This is a genomic window from Nocardia alni (genome assembly GCF_019038435.1).
Classification (GTDB): Bacteria; Actinomycetota; Actinomycetes; order Mycobacteriales; family Mycobacteriaceae; genus Nocardia; species Nocardia alni.
The window spans coordinates 1-20,897 of the sequence record NZ_JAGPOX010000166.1; the positions used below are offsets into that span (position 1 = coordinate 1).

A 20,897-nucleotide genomic window follows, 5' to 3' on the forward strand; every position below is an offset into this window, starting at 1 on the left:
CACCCGGACGGCACCTACCCCGACGGCCCCGGCCCCCGGGTCCGCGATCACACCCAACTCCTGCAACTGATCTCCCTGGGCCGAGCATGCGCGATCCTCCCCGAAACGGTCGCGTCCCACCTCCACGAAGACCACCTGACCATCCCGATCTCGGACGCCCCCACCGTCACCACGGTCATCGCCTGGCCACCCCACTCCCGCTCCAAACCCCTGGCCGACCTGATCCGCACCGCAACCCGACTCTAGGTTTCGAGTCTCCACGGCTGATCTCATCCAGCAAACTCGCGCGGCCAGCTGAGCGCCGGCCACTGGACCGCCAGACTGTCCGAAGCGTCAGCCCTTCGGTCGTCGGCGCGAAAATCGTTTGCCGACTTACCTGTCCGGCAGGTCTCCTGGTCACATGGCCCTACGATATCCACTCGATGTGCCCGTGTTGACCGATGGCGACACACTGACGTTGCGCCGAACGATCAGCCCGGGATGATTTCGATGCCGAAGTAACCGCCGCCTACGGGATACGTCTTGTCGCGGCGCCATCCCGAAGAGGCGAAGAGGGCGTCGAACTCGTCAAGGTCTCGTTCCATGCCGTTCGTCACGGCGAGCATGCCCATATCAGAGAGGGTGGCGAAGTCGGGCTTGCCGATCTCACCGACGATCGTCTCCACGATCACCGCGCGCCCCCCGTCGTGCACCGCGGCCCGGCAGTTGCGCAGAATGTTGGCGCACTGCTCGTCGTCCCAGTCATGCAACACTGTCTTGAGGAGGTAGAGATCCGCGGCAGGTACCTCGGTGAAGAAATCGCCTGCTACGCCGGAGAACCGATCGGACAGGCCTCGTCGCGCGGCCTCCTTGCCGGCGCGCTCGGCGGCGTGCGGCAGGTCGAGCACTTGACCCCGCAGGGCCGGGTCGCCGGCCAGCAGCGCCAAGACGAACTGTCCGTCGGCGCCGCCGACGTCCACGACGGTCGAGACCCCCGTGGTGTCGACCGCAGCAACGGCGCCCTGGGTCACCAGGCCGGACAGGTCGGCCATCGCCTCGGCGAAAAGCGCTGCTTCACCAGCGTTCTCGGGTTTGGAGAAGTATTCGAAGGTGTCCGCCCCCAGTGCCGCCCTCGATTGGCTCACACCCTGCCGTACGGCATCGGGAAACAGACCCCAGGGCTGCCAGTGCGAGCGCCCGGCCTGTACCAGCACGAACGAGCGCATCGAGCCTGGCACGCCGGTGCGCAGCAGGCGGCCTCGACCGGTCAGGCCGAAACGGCCGTCCCCCTCGTAGTTCAGCACGCCCAGACCCGCCGCCGCCCGCATCAAGCGATAGGTGGCCCGCGGGTGACTGCCCTCGTCCGCAGCCACCTGCGCTGCCGTCCGCGGCCCTCCATCGAGGTGATCGGCGACGTGGAGCGCGGCGAGCGCGTGCAGGACCTGGATCTTGATCACACCGGCTGTCAGGTCGATCAGCTCGGCGGCGTCCGCGATGGAATCGTTCTGCGGTTCGTCAACGCCATGTGTCATGTCTGTCATAGAAATCGAGCGCAACCTTCCTGCTCGTCGTCGGAAATCTCTGTGAGAATATGGCGAAAAACGCCGACGGGCATTGGACCTGAGTGACGGATTGATGGAATATCAGTGCCTGGTAGAGAGGCGAGGGCATGGTTGATACACCGAAGCTGGGTCGATCGTCCAGGGTCTTCTCCGCGGATGTCACTGCTCCGGGGACCGCCCAGGACAGCTTTGGCGCCTTCCAGAGGGAGTGGGACAGCCAGGTGGGCCAGGCCTGGCCACTGTCCGGACTGGACTTCGGTGCGTCCCGGGAATTCCGGATCAGGGTCCGGGCCGCAACGGCGCTCGATACGGTGATCGCGAATGCCCACAGCGCGTCGTATATCGGCCAGACCACAGGTACCCGTGACTCCGACGAGCGGGTATTGATGCACCTGATGTCGCACGGCACTTGGCGCTTCTCCCGGCCGGACGAGCGAGGCGGGACCGTCACCGTTCCGGCCGGATCCTTTATCGTGCGTCGCGACGGCCAGCCGACGCGGTTCGAGGTGAGCTCGGGCGCGACGGCGAAGGTTCTCATCCTGCCCACCGAGGAGTTTGGGTCATTGCTGGACGGCCGGCATATCGTCGGCTCGGTCCGCTCACCCGTGGTGCGCGTGCTCGCGGCCCATGCCAACATGCTCGGCACGGTCGCGTACGACCTCGGTCCGGCGGGGCTGCAAAGCGCCCGTGATGCCCTACTGGGGCTTGCCAAAGGCGTTGTGCGACAAGAATTCGACGATGCCGAACCCTTGTTGGCTCCCGCGCTGGCCCGCGCGGCGATGAACCTCGCGGACAGTCGTCTTGCCGATCCGGAGCTTTCGCCGATGTCACTGGCCCGCGAACTGAACGTCTCCGTGCGCACCCTGCACCGGGCGTTTGCCACGCTCGATGAGTCGGTGGGGACATATATCCGCAGACGGCGGCTCGAGCGGGCCCGGCTCGAGTTGGTGGTGCCATTCGATCGGCCGAGCGTCATGGAGGTCGCGGCCCGATGGCATTTCTCGGACAGCAGTCACTTCATCCGCGCGTTCCGGAAGCAGTACCGGCAGACGCCCACCGAGTTCGCCCGTCTGAGTGACACGGCGGGCGGCGGGCTCGAACCTCCATACGCAGATGAATCGCCCCGGTAAGTCTCCGGACTCACCGAGGCGCGATCCCGGTCTCGAACTTCCGCTTCACCAGATCCGCCCAGCCCGCCAGCAAACGCTGACGAACCCCACCACGTTCCTACGGCATGCCAAGGCGACTGTGCCCGCAACCCGGCGGGCGGTCCATGACGGATGGATCGCCACGCTGCATCGAGACGACCCTCGTCACCCCTGCCAGCCATGGCCTTGGCCAGTAGGCCGTTGGCAGGATTGAGACCTCGGCGGTGGTCTACCAGGGCACGGGCTGGTCTTGGTAGTTCAGGAATTGCAGGCCCGGTTCGCCTCGGTGATGTTCGATCGTGTCGACGACGCCGGGGATGGACTGGTCGATACTCAGGGGGGCGGTTGCTCCGCCCAGTTCGGTGCGCACGTGGCCGGGGCACATGAGCAGCAGGGTGTGTTCGGCCTCGGCGTATCGGGCTGCGTAGCTGCGCATCAGCTGGTTCAGGGCGGATTTGCTCGCGCGGTAAACCTCGTGTCCGCCGTTGGTGTTGAAGCTGATGCTGCCCTGGCGTGAGGACATGACGCCGATCGTGCCGGTCGGTGCGACCAGCGAGCGGAAGGACTCGACCACGCGCATCGGGCTCAGTGCGTTGGTGACCATGACCTCGACGAACATCTCTGTCGGGACCTCGCCGACCGGAATGTCGCCCCGGGTGATGGCGGCGTTGACGAACAGGAGGTCGAGGGTGCGTCCGGCCAGGCGTTCGCGCAGCGCGGCGATCTGGTCCTGGTGTGTCATGTCCAGCGTCTCGACCGTGACCCGGCCCTCGGATGCCTCGGCCAGGTCGTGCAGGCCGGTGCGCTCGCTGCCTCGGACGGTCCCGATGACGTCCCAGCCGCGGCGGGCGTACTCGGTGGCGAGGGCGAGGCCCAGGGCGCGGGAAGCCCCGACGACGAGTGCCGTACTCATGCCCGCACCGCCGGGGCGAGGACCTGTTCGCACCACTCGCGGAAGCCCGTCGGGCCGGTGTTGCCGGGCGTGCGCCGCGCACTGTCGTAGAGACCTTCGTCCGCCGCGCGCATCATGTCGACGTAGCCCCGTACGGTCGCCTCGCCCGCCCCGCGTGCGGCCTGTCTGGCCCGCAGGTCATCGAGCGACTGCCGCTCGTAGCGGACCGGGCGGCCGAGCACATCCGATATGACGCGTGCCATGTCGTTCGCCGAAAGATCCGCCGGCGCGAAGACCGGAACCTCGCCCGTCCCCGTCCACGAGCGATCCAGCAGCAGGCCCGCGGCGGCCGCGGCGATGTCGCGGGTGGCGACGATCGGGTCGGCACGGTCGGCCTCTGTGGTGCCGGTGAAGATGCCGTTGTCGCGTATCGAAACCACTTGTCGCAGTAGGTTGTCCATGAAGCTCGGATTGGCCAGCGCGCGGTAGGCGACGCCGGTGCTCGCGATGAAGTCGTCCATTGCCAGCGACGCCGTCACGAGCCCGGCGCGATCGGCCACAGCGGTGCCGCGACCGAGCGACGAGACGCCGACGACATGTCCGACGCCATGGGCGGCGAACGCCTTCGCGGCGGCGCGGGTGAACCCGGAATACGCCGCGTCGATGCTCGGTGCCTGGGGATCGCCCGGCGGCACCCAGAACACGGCGTCCGCCCCGGTGAAGGCCCGGTCCACGACATCGGGGTCGCCGTGCGAGCCGGCGACGACGTCGACCCGAGCGCGGACCCGCTCGGGGAGCTTCCCGGGATCGCGCACGATGACGCGCAATTCCTCACCGCGCGTTGGGGTTTCGTCGAGCAGGATATCCAGCAGTCGGCCACCGATCTGGCCGGTGGGAGTCGTGATGACGATCATGCTTCGAGTCTCGGGGCGGCGGGGCCGGGCGTCCAATACCCTTCCCGCGAATTGATACCCTGAAGGCATGGATCTGGATATGCGCAAGCTCCGCTACTTCGTGGCGGTGGCCGAGCACCGGCATTTCGGCCGGGCGGCCGAACAGCTCTACATCGCCCAGCCGGTGCTCAGCCGACAGATCAGGGCCTTCGAACAGGAGATGGACTGCACCCTGCTCGAGCGGACCACCCGCAGCGTGGAGCTGACCGCCGCCGGCAAGCAGCTCTACGAGGAGGCGCAGGGGATCCTCGGGACCATCGACGCGGCGGTACGGCGCGTGCACGACGCCGACCGGGCCATCCAGCGGCTCGTGATCGCCTTCGCTCCGGGACTCCATGTGTCCGAAGCGATCCGAGCGTTCAAATCCCTTCACCCACAGGTCGAGACCGACGTCGTCCCGGCGCGCTGGTGGGATCCGGACGCGCCGCTGCGCGACGGCCGTGCCCAAATCGCTTACCTGCGAAGGCCGTTCGACGACTCCGGCCTGCACACCATCCCCATCGGCCACGAACATCGAGTGGCCTGCATGCCCGCCACGCACCCGCTCGCCCACCGCGACGAGATCCTCCGCGCGGACCTCGACTGCGAACTCATGCTCGACACCCAGACCCGGCGACTGGACTCACTCGAGGAGAAATTCGAGCTCATCGCCTCCGGACACGGCATCGCACTCGTCCCGGTCAGCGTCGCGCGCTATTACTCCCGTCCCGATCTCGTCCACCTCCCCGTCGCCGATGCCCCGAACGCCGAGACCTGCCTCGTCGTCACGACAGACCGGCCCGAGAAACTCGTGCGCGACTTCCTGGACATCGCGACCACGACGTTGCGGCATTAGGTCATCGCCCCTCGGTCGCCCAGCTCGTCACGCCGGCCGATCCCACTCCACTCGATCCGTCATCGCCCACCGGCGTTCACGGGCATTGGACAGCGCCAACATCGGCGGCGGGGCCGGTGATCACCAATCCCGTTGCATGATAACTGAATTCGACATGCGTTCTGAGCGACCGGCCCTTATTCGCCCCGCAGTTCGCGGTCGGCCGTGGCCAGTATGGCCCGCAGGCCGATGACCGTCATGGGCGCCGCCGCCAGGGTCCATAGATCGCCGAAAATCGGTGTGGCGATTCCGAATACGGAGATCCAGGTGACTCTCGTGCCCTCTTCGACCTGCTCGAATCGCAGAGTGCCCTCCTGCTGCCACACCGACGGCGAGGACTTCAGCATCTTGTAGCGAATCAGCCGGGGCGGATCGTATTCCACGATCTCCTGGGTCACCCGCGCCAGCGGGGTCACCAGGAGCCGCACCGCGCCGGTGCCGTGCTCCGTGATATCGCCCGGCCGCACCAACGTCACTCGCAAAATCCCCGGAACCCGTTGGAAATTGGTGACATCGGTGAGCCATTCGAACACGTCCGCCGCGGGCGCACAGATGGTGCGCTGCAGCTTCACCGTGCGCATCGGGAACTCCATTTCGACCAGTGGTGCGTGATTCGCTGCGGAGCCTACGGGGCGAAACAGGCACCGAACCGGGGAAGTCGGGTGAATCGATGCGGTTTCGATACAAACTCGCTCCGCTATCGTCACGGATTATTATGTGGCAGAAGCATTTTCAGATCATGTTCAGATCGGAGATCGGTGTGCGCGCACCCCTGACGCGCGTCGCGCATCAGGGCATACGTCGGCGCAACGCGAATGAATCAGCGGTAAATCGACTCACGAATGAGAACAGGTTCTCGAAAAACGACCGCAATCGGTCGCTGTCCGCATCCACACCGGTCCGTTTGCCGAAGTTCCAGGCGCACTATCCGATTCCCGAAACTCGCCGCAGCACTGCCGGATTGCCAGAACGCGAGCATCGCTCGCGCACCGACTGGAGATGCCCGATCGCCGGCCGGTCAGTGACGCGGAAGCTCGACGCTGACTCGGACAGGGCGACGACCAGCCTCCGCCGAATCTGCTCGATGGCGCGATCTCCTGAACTCCACAGTGACCGTGCGAATATGCGGCGCCGCGCATGACGTGTTGGGTTCTCGAGCCGGTGCCGCGTCTGGAAAGGTTGGCGCGGTCACCGAGTTCGGCGCGGTCACCGAGTGTCGATGCCGCATGAGGCGGCACTAGAATAACGTTCGGACCACTGCGACAAGGGCGACGAGCAGATGAGCGAGACCGATCCGCACATTCACGTCGAGCAGAAGGTGATGCAGGCCGGAGTCGATTACCGCAATCTCGTCGTCTCCATACTAGGCAAACCGATCGACCCGCCGAGCGTGGTCACCACCGGTTGTGGTGTGCGCGTGCCATATGCGATGACCTCCCAACGTCCGGAAAGCGTCACCTGCCTGGCCTGCCGGGACCACGCCCACCGCGAGCACCTGCGCCTCGCCGACCAACTCGAACAGATGAGCCGGATGCCCGGTACAGCCGTGCCGCCGGATCGAGCGGCCCGCGCAGCACAACGGCTTCGGAACCTAGCCCAGAGGTTTTCCAGCTAGAGCCGGGTCGAGCAGCGGGGCTTCGGACACCGCGGCTCGAGAGTTCGCGGCTGCGGCAGCACCGTCCGACGGCGGCGGATTCGTGACGATGCCAGGTGAGTAGTAGCGCCAAATTAGTACGATTTGGTATTATCCGAAATCGTGAATAACGATTTCGTACATTCTGATCGATCGCTGCTGCTGACTCTCCAGCGCGCGACTCACGCCACGCTTCACAGGATTGCCGGAGAATTGGTCGATCTCGACATGACCGCCTCCGAGATCAATGCGCTTGGTAACCTCGCCGACGGGCAGAGCCGGACCGTCTCCCAGGTCGCCGCCTTGATCGGAGCGCGTCCCACCACCCTGACCAGCGTGCTCGACCGCTTGGACAAGCGCGAACTGATCACCAGGGTCACCCGCGCGGGCGACCGGCGCTCGGTCCTGATCGAATTGACCGACACCGGCCGCGCCACCGCCGACGCTATCCGCCGGACCCTCGCCGACCTCGAATCCCGCACACTCGGCGACCTACCCCCCGAAGTTGTCGCCGGCTTCTACACCGTCCTGGACGCCCTCATCGAGGACAACCGATGACACACGACAACGCACCGCACCCCGACCAGGATCCGTCCGAGGAATCGGACCCCTACACCGACCTGCTGACCGAAGTGACCGCAGACGCCGGCCGGTTCGGTCACCGCCAGCACCTGCACCTCACCTACCTGGCCGTACGCCGCTACGGCACCCCCCGGGCGATCGAACTGGTCAGCGACGGCATCCAGCGCACCGCGCGCTATCAGGGCGCCCCGCGGAAATACCACACCACCGTCAGCCGCGCCTGGGTCGAGCTGGTCGGCCACCACGTAATCGACACCACCGCAGACGATTTCGACACCTTCATCGACCACAACCCGGCACTGCTGGACAAGAGACTGCTCACCAGGTTCTACCGCACCACCACACTGGCCAGCCCCGCGGCCAGGACCGGCTGGGTCGAACCCGACCTCACACCATTTCCCTGGCAGCACGACCGCTGAACCATGGGATCAACTCGGCGATCACCACTGCCGACACCTCCAACGAATTGTCAAAACCATTGCCTGCCAGACGCTTTGGAACGTATGCGCGTTCCGGTTGACACGCATTGGAGTCCGAGGCGGAGTGATACTCCACCCGATGGGCATCCAGGGCGGTGCCTTGGGGCGATGGCGGCGAGCCCGGCGGTCAGAGCGCTGGCACGGAACTTCGTCCGCCATCGTTTCCGATGCTGCGGATCATCGACCGCGGTGCCAGCGGATTTCGTGACCGGCCGCCGCCGAGCACGACCGCCTTCTTGCGTTTGGCACGCCGATTGGCCATAAACCAAACTGCCACAGCGGAAGTCGCCCTCCGCCAAGGCAATCGCGCGGGCGGTCAGTTCACGCAGGGCACCCCGCCACCCGAATTGGCCTGCACGGGCGCGCCGTTCGGAGCATTGTTCGATGATCCGGAATCGTTGCCGCCGCCCGAATCACCGCCGGCGGGAGCGGAATTGCCGGTGGCCGCCGCGTTGGTGGTGCCGTAGAAGGTGGAATGGATGATCTGGCTGATCTGGGTCGGGTCGACGCGGTTGGCGTCCTCGCCGTTCAGGCTGAAGAAGCCTTCGATCGGCAGCGTCTGGAAGACCGTATTGCCGCCGGTCAGCGATCGCATTTCCCACGCCATGGACAGCGCGTTCCACCCATGGTCGATGACGATGTCCCGTTTCGCCGCATCGGTGATGTCGCTCAGCTTGAACGGGTCGAGGATCGTGCCCATGCTGCGGATGTTGTGTGAGGCGGACGAGAGGAACGCCTGCTGCCGGTGGGTGCGGTCCAGATCGCCGTTGGGCAGGCCGTGCCGCTGCCGCACGAACGCCAGCGACTGGGCGCCGTTGAGCGTCTGCACGCCCGCCGGGAATACCGCGCCGGAGTAGGCGGAGTCGTTGACCGCGTTGTCGAGACACACCTGGACGCCGCCGAGGGCATTGGCCAGATCGTAGAAACCGGCCAGGCTGACCTCGGCGAAGTGGTCGATCGATACGCCGGTGAGGTTGCGGACGGTCTCCAGCTCCAGCTTTCGCCCGGCTTCCCGGCCGATGGTCTCCAGTTGATGCTGGTCGGTCACCCCTTGCTGGGCCGCGGTCTGCTCGGCGGCGGCCTTGGCGTTGCCGTAGGCCTCCTTGATCTTGAGCGTGCCGTAGCCGGGCACGGCGACCGCGTCGTCACGAGGGATCGAGAACGCCTGCGCCTTACCGCCGCCGGAGGGGATGTGGATGAGGATCAGGGTGTTGGTGTTGTAACCGCCCTCGTCACCGTCTCCGGCGTGGAGTTGGGCCAGGATCGCGGCCGACAGTTGCCGGCCGTTCTGGTCCTTGCGCGTGTCCAGGCCCATCAGCAGGATATTCGTGCCGTCGGACGAGGTGGGCGCGCCGTCCAGGGCGTGGGAGGAGGCCATCGCGCTGGACATATCGGTGAACAGGTACACGTAGTACCCGACCAGGGCCACCACCAGCACAAGCAGCAATACCAGAACCCGGCGGAAGTTGCGCCACCACCGGCGCGGCGAGGGCCTTCGTGATCTGGCCGGTGGGCTCGGCGGTCGGCGCGGCGGCGGGTTGCCGGGAGGCATCGGCCGCCGTGGGTTCTCCGGCAGCCGTGATCGCGGGCTCTCCGGTGGCCTCGGTCGCGGACCGGGCGGCGGGTTCTGCGGCATACGCGGCGGTGGACTACCGGGGTTCAGCGGCCGCCGTAACCGCATGTTCTCCGGTGGCTGCCCGCCTCGAGGGTTCCGCGGCCCGCCTGGCGGTGGATAGCCCGGGTTGGCCGGCCGTCGCGGGCGTTCTCCACCGCGTCCCGACCAGTCGCCGCTCATGTGTCCTCCGATGTGCTCGATCACCTGCCCGGGCGATGGTAACGATCCGTTCCCGAGGTATGGGGGCAGGGTCCGGGCGGCGAAATCAACCGATTCCCGTGCCTTTATCAGGGATCGCCCACCAAATGTTTCATTCCCCAACCGACAGTCATAGCCGATACGCCTGAGATTTCGATGAGATCATCGAGCACTGTTGCAGGGCAACCAATTTCGGATCACAGCTCAGGAGTGTGATTCATCTCCGTTCGCGGACCCCTCGGCGCCGCGGGCCGGTGGCCTGTGCACCGTCCAGCGACCGGTGAAGTGCGGGTCGCGTTTCTCCGCGAAGGCGGCGAACGCCTCTGGTGCGTCCGCGGTGGCGAAGTTCAGGCCCTGCGCCGCCGCCTCACCGGCCAGCGCCTCCCGCAATGTCAGGTTCGCGCCCGCGTTCAGCAACGCCTTGTTCTGCGCCAGCGCCACCGGCGGACCGGCGACGAGCCGGGCGGTGAGATCATCTGTGAACGCGTCTATTTCGGTCTCGGGCACCACCCAGGTCACGAGGTTCAGCGCCCGCGCCTGCTTCGCGTCGAAGGTCTCGGCCAGCAGGGCCAAGCGCTTGGCCTGTTGCAGTCCAACCAGTTTCGGCAACAGCCACGATCCGCCCAGATCCACCGACAGCCCGCGCCGGGCGAATATCTGCGAGAACGTGGACCCAGGCGTCGCGACGACCAGATCGCAGCCCAGGGCCAGATTCCAGCCCGCACCCACCGCCACACCGTCGATCTTCGCCACCGTCGGCATCGGCAACTCGTGCAGCAGCAACGCCACGTCGGTCAGGGCGCGCATCCGGTAGATCGGATGCCCGTTGTCCGGTGTCGAGATGTCCGCGCCCGAGCAGAAGGCTCCACCGGCGCCGGTGAGCACCAGTGCACGTACCGACCGGTCGTCAGCGGCTGCGCGAAACGCGTCCGCCAGGGCGGCCCACAGTTCCGCGTCGATGGCGTTCTTGCGCTTCGGTCGGTTGAGGGTCAGCGTCCGCACACCATCGCGGTCCTCCGAGAGCAGAACCCGATTCATACCTGCCACGACTATCCACACTCTCTGTCATGGAGAATTATCTTCTCGAAATCGAGAATCAACTACTACCATGCTCGCATTACGATCGACATCCAACGGCCGGGCGCGTGGTCGCCGGGCCGGCCGTTACCGGTTGGCGCGTTCGCGGATGCCGGCTCGGGTGATGAGGGTGAAGTCGGTGAGGTCGATGATCAGAGTGTCGGTCTCGGCAGGGGTCGGGGCGTGATCCGTTCTGTCGAGGGTGTCGCTGACCAGATCGAACAGGCCGCCGATTACGGCGATGGCCAGGGTTTCGCGGCGGCGGTCGACGGGGGACGTGTCGTAGCGGCGCCAGAAATTCAGTACCAGTGCGGCTGCTTCGCGGCGGTTGGCGCGGCGTTGCCGCTCGATGGTCGGCGAGATGCCGCCCGCCTGACCGAAGGTGACAGCGGCGATCCGCGGATCGTCCAGCAGCGCATGGGCGAACACCTCGAGTAGGTGGCGGGTGGCCTGCTCTTCGCTATCGGACACCTGCTCGATGGCGGCGCCCACCGTCCGCATCAGGCTGTGGGTGTTGCGCTGCAACAGCTCCAGGTAGCAGGCTTCCTTCGTCGAAAAGTGCTCGTAGAACGCCTTATTGCCGACATAGGCCGCCTGGCACAGCGATTCGATCGAGGTGTTGGCGTACCCGTCGCGAGCGAACAGTTCCAGCGCCGAATCCAGGAGTAGATCGCGGCGTTGATTCGCCCGCTGGTCGGCGTCGAGTCCGCGGATTCGGCGACCTGTCGTTCGCTGTGCCGAGGACGTGGATTTCGAAGTCACCTCGTCGAGTATACGGGCGTGTTTCGAACAAGGGCGCTTGCTGGAAACAAGTCCGTGTGCTGTACTGCCGGAACCCCTTCATCTCTCCGAGGACTGACATGGGATCCAACTCATTCCGGCCGGGCCGTACGGCACGCCGGTCCCTGGCAAGCCTGGCCATCGGCCTGACCCTGGCGCTCACCGCCGTGAATCCCGCTGTAGCACCGGCGGATCCGACGTTCCCGCCGAGCTTTCCGCCCGATCAGAACCAACTGCCGCAACTGCCGCGCGAGCCCGACCTCTACCACGCGCTCCCGATCGCCACCCCGGATGCCGACCCCTGGTATCGGCCGCCGCAGGATCCGGCGGCCTACCGCCCGGGGCAGATCGTGCGGACGCGCGAGGTGCAGACCCGGCTCGTCGGGATTCCGTTCCCCGTCTACACCAAGCAGCTGCTCTACCGGTCCGAGGACGTGCACGGCGACCCGATCGTCACCGCGACATCGGTGATCGTGCCGGGCATTCCGTGGGTCGGCAGTGCGCGTCCGGTGGTGTCCTTCCAGGAGGCGATCGACTCGACCGATTCCGCCTGCAATCCCTCACATACCTTGCAGCTCGGTACATTCAAGGAGGCGGCGCTCGCGACCTACTGGCTGGCACAGGGTTTCGCGATCAACGTCCCCGACTTCGATGGTGAGTTCAATACTTTCAGTACCTGGGACGAGGGCAAAATGGTCCTCGACAGCATCCGCGCGGTGAAAAACGATCCCACTCTCGGACTGCACGACTCCGGAGTCGCCCTCTACGGCTACTCCGGCGGCGGGTCGGGGTCGATCCGCGCCGCCGCGTTGCGCGCGACCTACGCACCCGATGTCCATCTGCTCGGCACCGCCTTCGGTGGCGCACCGGCCGACCTGGTCGCGCAGGCGCGGTATGCCACGGTGCGGCAGCCGGGCGTCACCGGGATCAGCAACTTCACCATGTGGCTCGGGTTCGCCGGTCTGGCGCGCGAATACCCCGACGTCTTCGACGCGAAGAAACTCCTGACCCCCGCGGGGCAGGAAATCATTGCCGACATGTCGGACCGGTGCGTTTACACCGCGGCGTTGACCGGCATGTGGCGGCCGATCGACGACTATTTCCAGCCGGGGCAGTCTCTGGAAAGCTCACCGGCGGTCCTGCGGGTGCTGCGGGACAACAGCCTGGACGCGCACATTCCCGACTCACCGCTGCTGTGGTTCCATGGGGCGTGGGACGAACTGATCCCGCCCTCGACCGTGGTGCTCCCGGTGGTGCACAAGTATCACGACGCCGGTGCCGACCTGCGCTTCATCACCGTGCCCCTGCCCGAACACATCACCAACGCCGTGGTCGGCTGGCTGCCCGCGCAGGCCTGGATCAGCGCGGTGCTTCGCGGTCTCCCGCCGGGTCCGAGGTTCATGCTCGACTACCGCGCCCCGCTGCCCGCCGGCTTCCCGGGAAGCTGACCGCCGATGTCGTTTCCGTCCATGCTGCGGCGGCTGTCGGCGGCCACGCGGGTGTCCATCGAACAGGTTGCCGTATTGCACAATTCGGGACTGATCGATCTCCGGCGACCCCTCGAGATATGGCGCACGGCACGCTGCACCCGGATCCTGGGCCCGATCGCCGGACCGGTGCGGGTCGCGGCGCGCCGCTGTCCCGACACCCTCGCGATCGTGGATCGGGACGGTGCGCTCACCTATCACGAACTCGACACTGCTACAGACGCATTGGCGCTGTCCTGGCTCGCTGCCGGGATCGGGCCCGAATCCACCGTCGCGGTCCTGTGCCGCGATCACCGTGGCCTGGTGCTGGCGATGGTGGCGGCGGCCAAGATCGGCAGTCGGCTGGTGCTGCTGAACACGGGATTCGCCGCGGCGCAGCTCGCGGACGTGGCCGACCGGGAAGCCATCGATGCGATCGTCGCCGACGCCGAATTCGCCGATGCGGTGACTATGGCGCCGAATCGGGTGCGCCGGCTCGGCGTCGAGCCGATATCGCCGGGCGCGCAGCACAAGCTCCCGGATCCACCGCGGCAGGGTGGTTTCGTCATCCTCACCGGCGGCACCACCGGAACTCCGAAAGGCGTACCGCGGAGGGTGCGATCACCGCTGGCGGCGGCGCAATTCCTCGATCGGGTTCCGCTGCGGCGCGGCGGAGTCACCCTGCTGTGCGCGCCGCTGTTCCACGGCACCGCACTGTCGCAATTCATTCTGTCATTGTCGTTGGGCTGCACCGTGATTCTGCACGGCAGGTTCGACAGCACCCGCGCACTGGAACAGATCGCCGAGCACCGGGTGACCGCGCTGGTGCTGGTGCCGACGATGCTCCGTCGCATTCTGAGCCTCGGTGACGACGTCCTGGCCGGTCACCGGACCGACAGCATGCGCATCGTGTTCTGCGCGGGGGCGGCCCTGCCATCTGCGGTGGGCAGCAAGGCGATCGAGGCGTTCGGTCCGGTGATCTACAACTTCTACGGGTGCACCGAGACCGGTACCGCGACGATCGCCACCCCGCAGGACTGGATCGCGGCGCCCGGCACCGTCGGACGGCCGCCCCTTGGGATCGTGGTTCGCCTGTACGCGGACAACCGGATTCCCGTGGACGGTCCCGGCCGCAGCGGAACCGTGTACGTGGGCAATGCGATTGCCTTCGAGGGCTATTCCGGTGGTGGCGGCAAAAGGATTCTCGACGGGCTGATGAGCACCGGCGATGTGGGACATTGGGATTCGGCGGGCAGGCTGTTCATCGACGGTCGCGATGACGACATGATCGTCTCCGGCGGGGAAAACGTGTTCCCCGGGGAGATCGAGGATCTGCTGTACGAGCATCCGGCGGTCACCGAGGCCGCCGTGATCGGGGTTCCCGACGACGAATTCGGCCAGCGATTGGCAGCTTTCGTGATTCCCGCCGGTGACGTCACCGAGGCCGAGGTGAAACTCTTCGTCCGCGAACACCTCGCACGCTTCAAGGTGCCGCGCGATGTGCATCTCGTCGACGATCTGCCGCGCACCGCCACCGGTAAGATTCATCGCGGCGGTCTGGCTGCCCTTGCCCGAGACCGGGAGCCGGACAGCGACCGCTTCTCGCTTTGAGCGGCGTCGACCGGCATGTGAGGGGCTCACCGCAGGCCTGTGGGCACCAAGCACTGGGATGCGGCATCACGCACCAGGCACCGAGCACCAGGCACCTGCTCCGGACTCGTGTCAACTCTGGATGGCACCGGCACGACGGCTGATAGAACCGGCACTACAGCTGATGGGACCGGCACTATGGCTGATGGAACCAGCACTACAGCTGATGGGACCGGCACTATGGCTGATGGAACCAGCACTACAGCTGGCCGAGCGTTTCGGCCAGCCGCAGTGTACTCGTGACTCGTGACTCGTGACTCGTGACTCGTGACTCGTGACTCGTGACTCGTGACTCGTGACTCGTGACTCGTGACTCGTGACTCGTGAACGTCGGACACGGTCCGTCCCGGCATCGCAACTCATCGATGATGCCGGTGCCTTGCCGCGACGTATCGACGTCGACGTCCTCGGTATCCCCTGTGCGTCAGCTTCCCGCGATACCGGCCAGCCGATCGTGCAGCCAGGTCAGGGCGGTGTCTCCGTTGGAGTCGACGACGTATCGGGGGTAGCTCTGGTGGATCCCGGACTTCAGGAAGTCGTTGATCTGCTTCCTGCGCTGGTCATATTCCTGCCTGTTGATCTGGTTGTCCAGCAGCCCGACACCGCCCGCGGCGAGAGCGTCGGTGACGAGGGTGGACACCTCCCTCTGGTAGTTCCCGAACTGGGCCGGGTCCGGGTTCGAGAGCTGGACGAGCAGCCCGCCGATCCGACCGGCGAAGTCGCCGTTGGGCATCGAGCAGTACAGATCGCCCGGGGCGCAGAAGGTGTACGTCCTGTTGCTGAGCCAGCCGAAACCGCCCACGCGCGGACCGCTGGCACCCGCACCACCGACCGGCGCACCGATCAGCTGGTCGGTCGGGGACCGGCGGGGATCGGCGATCAGCCCGACCAGCGCCACACGATTCGCCGGTACGACGCTCAAGCCGGTGCCGATCGAGGCCGCCACGTCACCGGCGGCATCCGCGCCCTGGCTGTAGCCCAGGAGCGCGAATCGTGTTGCACCGCAATGCAGAGCCATCGCGCTGATCATGCCGCGGGCACGGTTGACGGCTTCCGCCTTCGAGCGACCGTACACGTCCCCCTCCCAGGGAAACGCGGTGGCCGCATAGGCGACATAGTCGGTCCGGACATCGCCCGGGAGGTTGTTGGTGACATTGGCCAGCATGCCCTTGCCCGGATCTTTGTCCGAAGTCTCCCAGGTTCCGGGAATCGCAACGACATACAGGCTGGGGCAGTCAGGCGGCGCCGCCTGCGCGGCAGATCTCACACCGACGGGCAATGCGGCGATCATTACGGCCGCCGCACTCACGACGGTGGTTCTCCATCGAAAAAGCATGGGGTACTCCGGGTGTTCACGGCCGACGGGATGTCGGGCCGACGTACAGCTACTGTGCGAGTCTACGAGTGTAAATGCCACTCGGAGATAGCGCAGTATTAGCGAAATGCTGGTCAAGAGCCTGCTTGCTGTGGTAATCGACAATCGCTTTCGGGTTGCGCGCGACGCTGGTCAGTATCCTTGTCGGCGAGTCGGGACCGAATGTCGTCCGCACGGTCCATGTCGGCCGGGAACCGACGTTCGCACGAGCTGTGGGAGGCCGCCGGGTATCAGGCCACGGGCCGCTCGCACCGGAGCCGCAGCGTGAAGCAGAGTTTCGAGGTGGCCGGGGCGACGGTATCGTGCCTGCGGACCGTTCGCACCCGAACCCCGGCATGGCCCGAGTTCTCCACGCGGCCGAGGGCGACGCTACTGAGCGCGCCTACGGCCCGCTCCCGACAGGTGTGACGGATCCGAACGGAGACGCTGTCCTCAGACTGATGCCGGGGTGAGTTCAGTCCGCACGGCGGCGACAGGCCGACGACCGAGTCGAATGTCCCGAGCCACGGTCTTTTTGCCCCGCCGCCCATGACGTTCGGCAGCATCCTGCCGCGCACGCCGTCTCTATGGTGACTTGCGACGGCCCCCGACGGCGGCCGCTCCGCATCCTCGGAGGCCACGATGACACCACATGACACGACGTCACAGACCGACTCCACAGATACACACCACCTCGTGTCAGCGCAGGTCGTCGTGGGCGTCGACGGTTCGAAGGGCTCGGACGCCGCGGTGCGCTGGGCCGCCGGCTATGCCGTCCACCGCGGCCGAGAACTGCGGCTCATGCATGGATTGGGCCTGGTCGGTGTGAACACCGTCGCGGGCGCCTACGCGGTCACCGCGCAGGATGTCATCGACGCGGCCCGCGCCCAGGGCAGGAACGTCATCACACACGCCGAACACCTGGCCCAACTGGCCGCGCCCGAAGTCCGCCTGTCGTCCGCGATGACGTCGGACAGTCCCGCGGGCCTGCTCGTCGAGCACAGCGCCGAGGCGTTCGCCGTCGTGATCGGGGCCACCGGCTCGGCCGGCACACTCGCCCACCTGGGATCGACACTGCTGGCGGTCACCGCGCACGCGCACGGCACGGTGATCGTGGTACCGGCCGAGCACGCCGACCGCGCCAACGCGCCGGTCGTCGTCGGCGTGGACGGCAGCCCGGTGAGCGAACGCGCCATCGCGGCCGCATTCATCGAAGCCGCCGAACGCCGCACGAGCCTCGTGGCCGTCCATGCCTGCGCCGACTGGGATATCGGCCACTTCGCCGGAACGGATCCGTTCCTGGGCGATGCCGCGTCCGAGGAGGCCGAGAAGGCGCTTCTCGCAGAACGCCTCGCGGGCTGGCAGGAGAAGTATCCCGATGTCCCGGTCGTGCGCAAGATCTATATGTCCGCGCCCGCCGAGCGCCTGCGAGAGTGGTCGCAGACGGCACAGCTCGTGGTCGTCGGCAGCCGCGGCCGCGGCGGCATCAGCGGCCTGCTCCTCGGATCGACCTCGAATTTCCTTGTGCAGCATGCGCAGTGCCCTGTCATGGTCGTACACCCGGCTACGCGGTAGTCCATGCGAATCGGCTGGATCCGAGTTCTCGCGGCATCGGCGATCGTTCTCGCCGCGTGCGGACCGAACACGGATGCGTATGTGGCACTGCAGAATACGATGAAGAATCATATCACCCAGGTCGACCACCGTCCGGTCGACTCGGTATCGTGCACGCCGCACGTCCACGGCACGATGCGGGGCCAGACCTCCCATCTGCACTGTCTGGTCACCTTCCAGAACGGCACCTCCTACACCGCCAACGCGGTCATCCAGGACCAAAACTCCGGTGGCACACACAATCTCCCGGACTCGTATCGGTGGGACAGTCCGCCGCCGTGAACGCACCGAGACAGATCATCGACCCGCAGCCAGCGATCGTCACCTGCCTCGAGGCTCCCCGAAGCAAGTCGGGTAGGGCACCGGTCACCGAGCGCCCGGCGGCTTCGAGGAGGTAGGCCGGTGCCGCATACTCCCGCCCAGCGGTTTTCGATTCGGTCCATGGACCACCCTCGCATTGCCTCATTCTCGCCACACGGATCTTGGCTCCACGCTGTATGTCTGCCCAACCGTGCCGCTGCTATGACCGCTGGACGCCGCCCAGCGGTCGCAGCCGGAAGCGTGGTGAATCAAAGCCCGCGATCAGAGTGGTGCGAGCCCGAGTCGGTTTCTGGCCTCGGCGTAGAGATTCGCGGGCAGTGGTCCCCGGGAGGCGATCGCGACGTTGCTACGGACATGTTCGAGGTTGGCGGTCCCGACGATCGTGCTGGCCACGTTGGGATGGCTGATGGTGAAGCGCAGGACGAACTCGTGGCGGCTCATGCCGTCGAGCAGTTCGTCGAGATGGGCTGCCTCCCAGCGATCTTGGGCAGATGCCCCCGATCCGCTCAGCGGTTGCACCGTGAAGTTCTTGTCCTCCGAGGCGGTTCCGCGGGCAGCGCCGCCACGGATGATGACACCGGCCTCGGCCTGCGCCGCACGCGAGATCAGCGCGTCGTGTTCGGGTTGCAGCGCGGAGTACGGGATCTGGAACTCGTCGAAGACGTCCAGTTCGATCTGTTCGGGCAGGTTCGGCAGTATTCCGGACATCCCGATGAATCGCACCTTGCCCTCGTTCCGCAGCGCCTGGAGGGCCTCGACGGTTCCCGCGGCTTCCATCTCGCTGCGCGAGGGTGACATATGCACCTGAACGAGATCCAGATAGTCGGTGCGCAGCCGTGTCAGGCTCTGCTCGACGCCGGCCCGGACGTTCGCGGCGCCGAAGTCGTGCGTATCGGGCATGGGCAGAACGCCGGGCGGCAACGACAACGCGCACCCGCATTTGGAGGCGAGGAAGAATTCGCTTCGGCGCGAACCGATGTGGCGGCCGATGAGTTCCTCGCTGCGACCGTAGTCGATCGAGGTGTCGACGAGATCGACTCCCAGGTCGAGCAGTTCGTGCAACAACCGTCCGGCTTCCTCGTCGGAGATCGCCGGGCCGCCCATGTACTCCGGGCCTCGCAACTCCATGGCGCCGTAGCCCAGGATCGATACGTCGGCTTTGGTCCGTCCGAGAACCCTGCGGGGAAGAGTCATTGATTGTTCCTCTCGATGTGAGGCTGCCTCGACGGCATCGGGATCGAGTGAGATGTGGGTGCGGGGCCGAGGTGTTGTCGATGGCGAGCCGCTTGCGTTCCGCCGACTAGCACTATTACGGTACTGATCAGTTTCGGAACTGGCAAGTACCGTTTCAAGTGAGAATCAGGAGATGTGTGATGTCGGAGCGCCAAGGCCGTACCGGTCGCAAACGCGACATGTCGCGCGACAGCGCGATCCTGCAAGCGACGCTCGACGTCCTGGCCGAGACCGGTTACGAGCGGATGACCACCGACATGGTGGCGGCACGCGCGAGCGCCGGCAAGGCGACCATATACCGACGCTGGCCGTCCAAGGCCGAACTCGTCGTCGACGCCGTGGAGAGCCTGCGCGGCGAACCGACCACCGCCGTACCCGACACCGGAACTCTCACAGGGGATTTGACGTCGCTACTCGATCCATCCCGGAACGGCCCCGCCTCCAGGAAACTCGAGGTCATGATGGGCCTGCTCTCGCTCCTGCCACACGACACAGACCTCGCGAGCGCCGTTCGACGCCGAATCTTGGAGCCCCGCAACCAGGCGATCCGCACCGCAATCCAACGGGAGCAGGCCCGCGGCGGGATCGGTAGCGAACGCGACCCGGACCTGCTGGCCGTCGTGGTCGCAGCGATGATCAGCTACCGTTCGATCATCACCGGGGAACCCGTAGATCACGAATTCCTGACCACCCTCGTCGACGGCGTGCTCAAGGCATGACAGCGATGGCGGCGAACCAGGTCGACAATCACCCGAGCCATTTCGGAGAACCGGCCTCCCGCTACATTCTTCAGGACGATTTGTCCGAAACCGGAGTTTAAGGCCCGGAGAATGTAGCGCTAGGCCGGGTCGTCGCGTGGTGGTGTGGAGTCGGCTCGCGGAGCGCGGTTCGGTGTGGTGGCCGTGCGCTGATGCCTGGCGGGTCGCGGGCGCGGTGTCGGGTCAGCATGGGGGAACCGGCCTCCGGCTGCATTCTTCGGGCGGAATCGTCGGGAATCAGAGGTTCGAGGCAGAAAAATGCAGCGACAGGCCGGAACTGACCCTCTCACCGGCTCCGGCGGTCGGTCTCGCTGGTCAGGACGGGCAGTTGATCTCGCCTTCGGCCCCGGCCATTCGCACCGCCCGTCGGCGTCGACCCGACCGAAACACAGCAGGACGACATCGCCGACGCATACCGGCGAGCCGTCAGCCGACCCGGGTGACCACCACCCTGTCGCACGAGCGGTGCGGTGTCCATCGGCCTCGCCGGGCACATCGGAATGAACGAGCACCGGCTGAACAGTGCCCCCGGACAGGCGTGAGAATCTCTACCGTGCGGCGGCACATCTCACGCCAGGTGGAGAGGTTCGACTCGTGGGTTACGACATGCACATCACACGCGCGACGATGGCGAACTGGGCACAGGGTGTGATGCGCGTCTGGAAGAGTGGCGACGGTGGCGGAACGATGGACGTGGGGCCGGTGGGGTCATCTGGGGGCTTGTGGGGT

Annotated in this window: 20 protein-coding genes; 11 read left to right on the forward strand and 9 right to left on the reverse strand. The window is 66.3% G+C overall.

From position 1 onward, the window contains the following. Positions 1–246 (forward strand): LysR substrate-binding domain-containing protein (locus tag JZ791_RS38265; protein ID WP_254207071.1); only part of this gene is annotated, 246 nt, incomplete at its 5' end. 224 nt (positions 247–470) lie between these two features. Here the strand turns inward: JZ791_RS38265 and JZ791_RS38270 are convergent. Then, positions 471–1,511, reverse strand: coding sequence for a methyltransferase (locus tag JZ791_RS38270; protein WP_216901924.1), 1,041 nt, complete (start codon positions 1,509–1,511; stop codon positions 471–473). A 341-nt stretch (positions 1,512–1,852) separates the two neighbouring features. On the opposite strand from JZ791_RS38270, the gene JZ791_RS46700 reads away from it, so the two are divergent. Then, entirely contained in the window at positions 1,853–2,671 is an 819-nt protein-coding gene (locus JZ791_RS46700) for a helix-turn-helix domain-containing protein (RefSeq protein ID WP_216901925.1), read from the forward strand. A 247-nt stretch (positions 2,672–2,918) separates the two neighbouring features. On the opposite strand, the gene JZ791_RS38280 is transcribed toward JZ791_RS46700, so the two are convergent. Further along, positions 2,919–3,602 (reverse strand): SDR family NAD(P)-dependent oxidoreductase, encoded by a 684-nt coding sequence (locus JZ791_RS38280; protein WP_216901927.1) that lies wholly within the window; start codon positions 3,600–3,602, stop codon positions 2,919–2,921. Beyond that, positions 3,599–4,495 (reverse strand): NAD(P)H-binding protein, encoded by an 897-nt coding sequence (locus tag JZ791_RS38285; RefSeq protein ID WP_216901929.1) that lies wholly within the window; start codon positions 4,493–4,495, stop codon positions 3,599–3,601. The genes JZ791_RS38280 and JZ791_RS38285 overlap by 4 nt, the downstream gene beginning before the upstream one ends. Before the next feature lie 67 nt (positions 4,496–4,562). On the opposite strand from JZ791_RS38285, the gene JZ791_RS38290 reads away from it, so the two are divergent. Then, positions 4,563–5,369 (forward strand): LysR family transcriptional regulator, encoded by an 807-nt coding sequence (locus JZ791_RS38290; RefSeq protein WP_216901931.1) that lies wholly within the window; start codon positions 4,563–4,565, stop codon positions 5,367–5,369. 176 nt (positions 5,370–5,545) lie between these two features. Here JZ791_RS38290 and JZ791_RS38295 read toward each other — a convergent pair whose 3' ends face one another. After that, on the reverse strand, positions 5,546–5,989 hold the full coding sequence (locus tag JZ791_RS38295) for an SRPBCC family protein (RefSeq protein ID WP_216901933.1): 444 nt from the start codon (positions 5,987–5,989) through the stop codon (positions 5,546–5,548). Between the two features lie 698 nt (positions 5,990–6,687). Here JZ791_RS38295 and JZ791_RS38300 point away from each other — a divergent pair. The 3 genes from JZ791_RS38300 to JZ791_RS38310 all read left to right on the forward strand — a co-directional run bounded on the left by JZ791_RS38300 (position 6,688) and on the right by JZ791_RS38310 (position 8,042). After that, complete coding sequence (locus JZ791_RS38300; protein WP_216901934.1) at positions 6,688–7,023, forward strand: hypothetical protein; 336 nt, start codon at positions 6,688–6,690, stop codon at positions 7,021–7,023. A 231-nt stretch (positions 7,024–7,254) separates the two neighbouring features. Continuing rightward, positions 7,255–7,599, forward strand: coding sequence for a MarR family winged helix-turn-helix transcriptional regulator (locus tag JZ791_RS38305; protein ID WP_254207073.1), 345 nt, complete (start codon positions 7,255–7,257; stop codon positions 7,597–7,599). After that, complete coding sequence (locus JZ791_RS38310; RefSeq protein ID WP_216901936.1) at positions 7,596–8,042, forward strand: hypothetical protein; 447 nt, start codon at positions 7,596–7,598, stop codon at positions 8,040–8,042. Before JZ791_RS38305 ends, JZ791_RS38310 begins: the two co-directional genes overlap by 4 nt. Before the next feature lie 376 nt (positions 8,043–8,418). On the opposite strand, the gene JZ791_RS38315 is transcribed toward JZ791_RS38310, so the two are convergent. From JZ791_RS38315 to JZ791_RS38325, 3 genes are all read right to left on the reverse strand, one after another. Further along, positions 8,419–9,540, reverse strand: coding sequence for an LCP family protein (locus JZ791_RS38315; protein WP_308163366.1), 1,122 nt, complete (start codon positions 9,538–9,540; stop codon positions 8,419–8,421). 579 nt (positions 9,541–10,119) lie between these two features. Continuing rightward, entirely contained in the window at positions 10,120–10,953 is an 834-nt protein-coding gene (locus JZ791_RS38320) for an enoyl-CoA hydratase/isomerase family protein (protein WP_216901938.1), read from the reverse strand. Between the two features lie 126 nt (positions 10,954–11,079). Further along, a complete protein-coding gene (locus JZ791_RS38325; RefSeq protein ID WP_216901939.1) occupies positions 11,080–11,754 on the reverse strand; it encodes a TetR/AcrR family transcriptional regulator in 675 nt (224 codons plus the stop codon). 98 nt (positions 11,755–11,852) lie between these two features. Here JZ791_RS38325 and JZ791_RS38330 point away from each other — a divergent pair, with 98 nt between their 5' ends. Beyond that, positions 11,853–13,220 (forward strand): lipase family protein, encoded by a 1,368-nt coding sequence (locus JZ791_RS38330; protein WP_216901941.1) that lies wholly within the window; start codon positions 11,853–11,855, stop codon positions 13,218–13,220. A gap of 6 nt (positions 13,221–13,226) precedes the next feature. Next, positions 13,227–14,849 (forward strand): AMP-binding protein, encoded by a 1,623-nt coding sequence (locus JZ791_RS38335; protein WP_216901943.1) that lies wholly within the window; start codon positions 13,227–13,229, stop codon positions 14,847–14,849. Between the two features lie 463 nt (positions 14,850–15,312). Here the strand turns inward: JZ791_RS38335 and JZ791_RS38340 are convergent, their stop codons facing one another. After that, entirely contained in the window at positions 15,313–16,224 is a 912-nt protein-coding gene (locus JZ791_RS38340; protein WP_216901945.1) for a cutinase family protein, read from the reverse strand. A gap of 714 nt (positions 16,225–16,938) precedes the next feature. On the opposite strand from JZ791_RS38340, the gene JZ791_RS38345 reads away from it, so the two are divergent. Then, entirely contained in the window at positions 16,939–17,817 is an 879-nt protein-coding gene (locus JZ791_RS38345) for a universal stress protein (protein ID WP_308163365.1), read from the forward strand. Between the two features lie 81 nt (positions 17,818–17,898). Then, positions 17,899–18,138 (forward strand): hypothetical protein, encoded by a 240-nt coding sequence (locus JZ791_RS38350; protein WP_216901949.1) that lies wholly within the window; start codon positions 17,899–17,901, stop codon positions 18,136–18,138. A 300-nt stretch (positions 18,139–18,438) separates the two neighbouring features. On the opposite strand, the gene JZ791_RS38355 is transcribed toward JZ791_RS38350, so the two are convergent. Beyond that, positions 18,439–19,371: an aldo/keto reductase gene (locus JZ791_RS38355; protein ID WP_216901951.1), complete on the reverse strand. Its 933-nt coding sequence runs from the start codon at positions 19,369–19,371 to the stop codon at positions 18,439–18,441. A gap of 179 nt (positions 19,372–19,550) precedes the next feature. On the opposite strand from JZ791_RS38355, the gene JZ791_RS38360 reads away from it, so the two are divergent. Then, positions 19,551–20,129 (forward strand): TetR/AcrR family transcriptional regulator, encoded by a 579-nt coding sequence (locus JZ791_RS38360; protein ID WP_216901953.1) that lies wholly within the window; start codon positions 19,551–19,553, stop codon positions 20,127–20,129. Positions 20,130–20,897: the final 768 nt, after the last annotated feature.